Below are 3,643 nucleotides of genomic sequence, written 5' to 3'. Positions count from 1 at the left end.
CCGGCGGGTGCGGCCGGGACGGAAGTGGTCGAGACCTCTTGTGGGTGGGCGGGAACCGCCCCTAACCTCACGCGTGTTGTGCAGCACGAAACGCACGTTGCGTATGTTGCAACGCACGCTCGGAGGGATCCGTTCCATGAAGCTTCCTGCCCTCTCCCAGGCGCTCGGCTCCGTCCGAGCGCGGGGGACCTCCTTCACCGCCGCGGCGGCCACGCTCCTGCTCGCCGCCCTCACGGCCACCGCCTGCGCGCCCGGGACCTCCGGCGGCACGGCCACCGGCGACGAGAAGTCCGGCACCCTCCGCGTCTGGCTGTTCCAGGAGGTGAACAACAAGCCCAAGGAACAGGTCGTCGAACAGGCCGTCACCGCCTTCGAGCAGCGGCACGCCGGCACGGAGGTCGAGGTCGAGTACATCCCCGTCGAGACCCGCGCCCAGCGCGTCAAGGCCGCCTTCAACGACCCCCGATCCGCCCCCGACCTCATCGAGTACGGCAACACCGACACCGCCGGATACGTGCAGGACGGCGGACTCGCCGACGTCACCGCCGAGTTCGCCGCCTGGCCCGAGGCGAAGGACGCCGACCCCACCGCGAAGCGCTCCGTCACCGTCGACGGCAAGGTCTACGGAGCACCCCTCTTCGTCGGCGTGCGCGCCCTCTACTACCGCACCGACGTCTTCCGCGAACTCGGCCTCACCGTCCCCCGGACCCAGGCCGAACTGGTCGCGACCGCGAAGAAGATCCACCGGGCCAGGCCCGAGCTGTACGGCATCGCCGTCGGCGGCGCCTACACCTACGGCGCCCTGCCCTTCGTCTGGGCGGCCGGCGGCGAACTCGCCACCGGCGAGGGACCGGACACCCGCGCCGCGATCGACAGCGAGGCCGCCCGGCGCGGCATCACCACGTACACCTCCCTCTTCGGCGACGACAACTGCCCGGCCGCCAAGTGCGCCCAGATGGGCGGCAACGCCACCGTCACCGCCTTCGCCTCCGGCAAGGCCGCCATGGCCATCGGCGGCGACTTCAGCCACGCCGCCGTGGAGGCCGGCACCGTGAAGGGCAGGTACGCCGTCGTGCCCCTCCCCGGCGCCACCCCCGGCTCCATCGCCCCCGCCTTCGCCGGCGGCAACAACCTCGGCGTCCTGCGGAGCACCTCGCACCGGACCCTCGCCGTGGACCTCATGAAGTCCCTCGCCGGGAAGGACACCCAGGCGAAGCTGTTCGACGCGATGGGCTTCCTGCCCACGTACACCGACGTCCGCGCCGACGCGGCCCGCCGCAAGCCCTTCGTGAAGCCGTTCACGGACACCCTGGCGGCCGGCACCCGCTTCGTCCCGGCCTCCGCCGGATGGGGCCGCATCGACTCCTCCCTCGTCCTCCCGACGATGTTCCAGGAGATCGTCAGCGGCCGGAAGGACGTCCGGACGGCCACCGAGGACGCGGCCGGGAAGATGAACGCCGCCTTCACGTCGGCGGGCTGATCCGATGCCGAACCCGTACGCCGGGAAGTTCCGCGAGCCGCCCGGGGGCGTTCCTGCAAAGGCCGGTGGCTCCGGTGTCGCCCGTGCTCCCGAGACCCCTGCCGCCCCGCGCCCGGGAGCCACGGACCGACGCCCCGAAGGGACGGACCCGCGCCCAGGGGCCACGGGCCTACGCCCGGGAGCCACGGACCCGCGCCCGCCGGCTCGGCGGAGCCGCCCCCACCGCCCCGGCACGCCCGGCTCCTGGACGCCCTGGCTCTACCTCCTGCCCGCCCTGCTCGTCCTCGGCGCGCTCCTCGTCTACCCCGTCTACCAGCTCGGCCTCATCTCCGTCCTGGAGTACACCCAGGCGCAGGTCAGCGGTGGCGAGCCCACCACCTTCCGGGGCCTCGCCAACTACACCGCCCTCTTCACCGACCCCCAGTTCCGGCAGGTCCTCCTCGCCACGGTCGTCTTCGCCGCCGCCTGTGTCGTCACGACCCTCGCCGTGGGCTGTGCCCTCGCCGTGCTCCTGACCCGTGTCCGCGCCCTGCCACGGCTCGTCCTCATGCTGGCCGCGCTCGGCGCCTGGGCGACCCCCGCCGTCACCGGCTCCACCGTCTGGGTCTTCCTCTTCGACCCCGACTTCGGGCCCGTCAACCGGCTCCTCGGCCTCGGCGACTTCTCCTGGACGTACGGGCGGTACAGCGCCTTCGCCCTGGTCCTGATGGAAGTCGTCTGGTGCTCCTTCCCGTTCGTGATGGTCACCGTCTACGCGGGCATCCGGGCCGTCCCCACCGAGGTCCTGGAGGCCGCCGCCCTCGACGGCGCCTCACAGTGGCGGATCTGGCGTTCCGTCACCGCGCCGCTGCTCCGGCCGATCCTGGTCGTCGTCACGATCCAGTCGATCATCTGGGACTTCAAGGTCTTCACCCAGATCTACGTGATGACGCACGGCGGCGGCATCGCCGGCCAGAACCTCGTCCTCAACGTGTACGCGTACCAGAAGGCCTTCGCCTCCTCCCAGTACAGCCTGGGCGCGGCGATCGGCGTCGTCATGCTGCTGATCCTGCTGGCCGTGACGCTCGTGTACCTCCGGCTCCTGCGCCGCCAGGGAGAAGAACTGTGACCGCCTCCGTCCCCCCTGTCCGCGCCCCCGGCGGACACGCCCGTACGCCGCTGCGGGCCCGCCTCCGTGCCCGGGCGCGGATCCGGCGGCCCGGGCGTCTCGCCGCCGAGGCCGTCACCCTCCTCGTGGCCGCCGGCGTCGCCTTCCCCCTCTACTGGATGGTCCTGTCCGCCCTCAAACCGGCCGGCGAGATCCAGTCGGCCCAGCCCCGCCCCTGGACGTTCTCCCCGACCCTGGACTCGTTCCGGCGCGTCTTCGAGCAGCAGGAATTCGGCCGTTATTTCCTCAACTCGCTCGTCGTGGCCGTCAGCGTCGTCCTCGCCTCCGCGCTGATCGCCTTCCTGGCGGCGACGGCCGTCACACGCTTCCGCTTCCGCTACCGCACGACACTGCTCGTGATGTTCCTGATCGCGCAGATGGTGCCGGTGGAGGCGCTCACCATCCCCCTCTTCTTCCTCATGCGGGACCTCGGCCAGCTCAACACCCTCGGCTCGCTGATCCTGCCGCACCTCGCCTTCTCGCTGCCCTTCGCGATCTGGATGCTGCGCGGCTTCGTCAGGGCCGTCCCCGAGGCCCTGGAGGAGCAGGCGCAGATCGACGGCGCGAGCCGCACCCGCTTCCTGTGGCAGATCCTCTTCCCCCTGGTGCTGCCCGGCCTCGTCGCGACGAGCGTCTTCTCGTTCATCTCCACCTGGAACGACTTCCTCTTCGCGAAGTCCTTCCTCATCAGCGACACCTCGCAGTCGACGCTGCCGATGGCGCTGCTCGTCTTCTTCAAGCCGGACGAGAACGACTGGGGCGGCATCATGGCCGGTTCCACCGTCATGACCGTCCCGGTCCTCGTCTTCTTCGTACTCGTGCAGCGCCGACTGGTCTCCGGACTGGGCGGCGCGGTGAAGGACTGACGCGTGAACCCCGACCCGATGGACCTGGTCCCGGCCCCCCTGCGTGTGGAGGGGCCGGACGACCGCACCCGCACCCTCCGCCTCGACGGGCGTACGACCCTGGACGCCGCCCCCGGGACCGGAACCACCGAACGCTGGCTCCGCGCGACC

3 protein-coding genes are annotated in these 3,643 nt (G+C 71.4%); all 3 read left to right on the top strand.

Annotated elements, in window-relative coordinates; all coding sequences use genetic code 11:
* The first annotated feature begins 136 nt into the window (after nucleotides 1-136).
* Genes RIF68_RS30795 through RIF68_RS30785 form a run of 3 tightly spaced genes read left to right on the top strand, consistent with a single transcriptional unit; the run spans nucleotide 137 to nucleotide 3,493 of the window.
* Complete coding sequence (locus tag RIF68_RS30795) at nucleotides 137-1,480, top strand: extracellular solute-binding protein (protein WP_309054556.1); 1,344 nt, start codon at nucleotides 137-139, stop codon at nucleotides 1,478-1,480.
* 4 nt (nucleotides 1,481-1,484) lie between these two features.
* Nucleotides 1,485-2,588, top strand: a complete 1,104-nt coding sequence (locus RIF68_RS30790; protein ID WP_309054555.1) for a sugar ABC transporter permease — start codon at nucleotides 1,485-1,487, stop codon at nucleotides 2,586-2,588.
* Between the two features lie 50 nt (nucleotides 2,589-2,638).
* Nucleotides 2,639-3,493: a carbohydrate ABC transporter permease gene (locus RIF68_RS30785; protein ID WP_309054557.1), complete on the top strand. Its 855-nt coding sequence runs from the start codon at nucleotides 2,639-2,641 to the stop codon at nucleotides 3,491-3,493.
* The last annotated feature ends 150 nt before the right edge of the window (nucleotides 3,494-3,643 follow it).

It is taken from the genome of Streptomyces sp., assembly GCF_031178505.1.
GTDB lineage: Bacteria > Actinomycetota > Actinomycetes > Streptomycetales > Streptomycetaceae > Streptomyces > Streptomyces gulbargensis.
The sequence above is the reverse complement of the archived record's forward strand: the minus strand, read 5'-3'. Positions and strand labels throughout refer to the sequence as shown.

Excerpts from the sequence above, each read along its gene's own strand:
- RIF68_RS30795 (WP_309054556.1), top strand. The coding sequence starts at position 137 with ATGAAGCTTCCTGCCCTCTCCCAGGCGCTCGGCTCCGTCCGAGCGCGG.
- RIF68_RS30790 (WP_309054555.1), top strand. The coding sequence starts at position 1,485 with ATGCCGAACCCGTACGCCGGGAAGTTCCGCGAGCCGCCCGGGGGCGTT.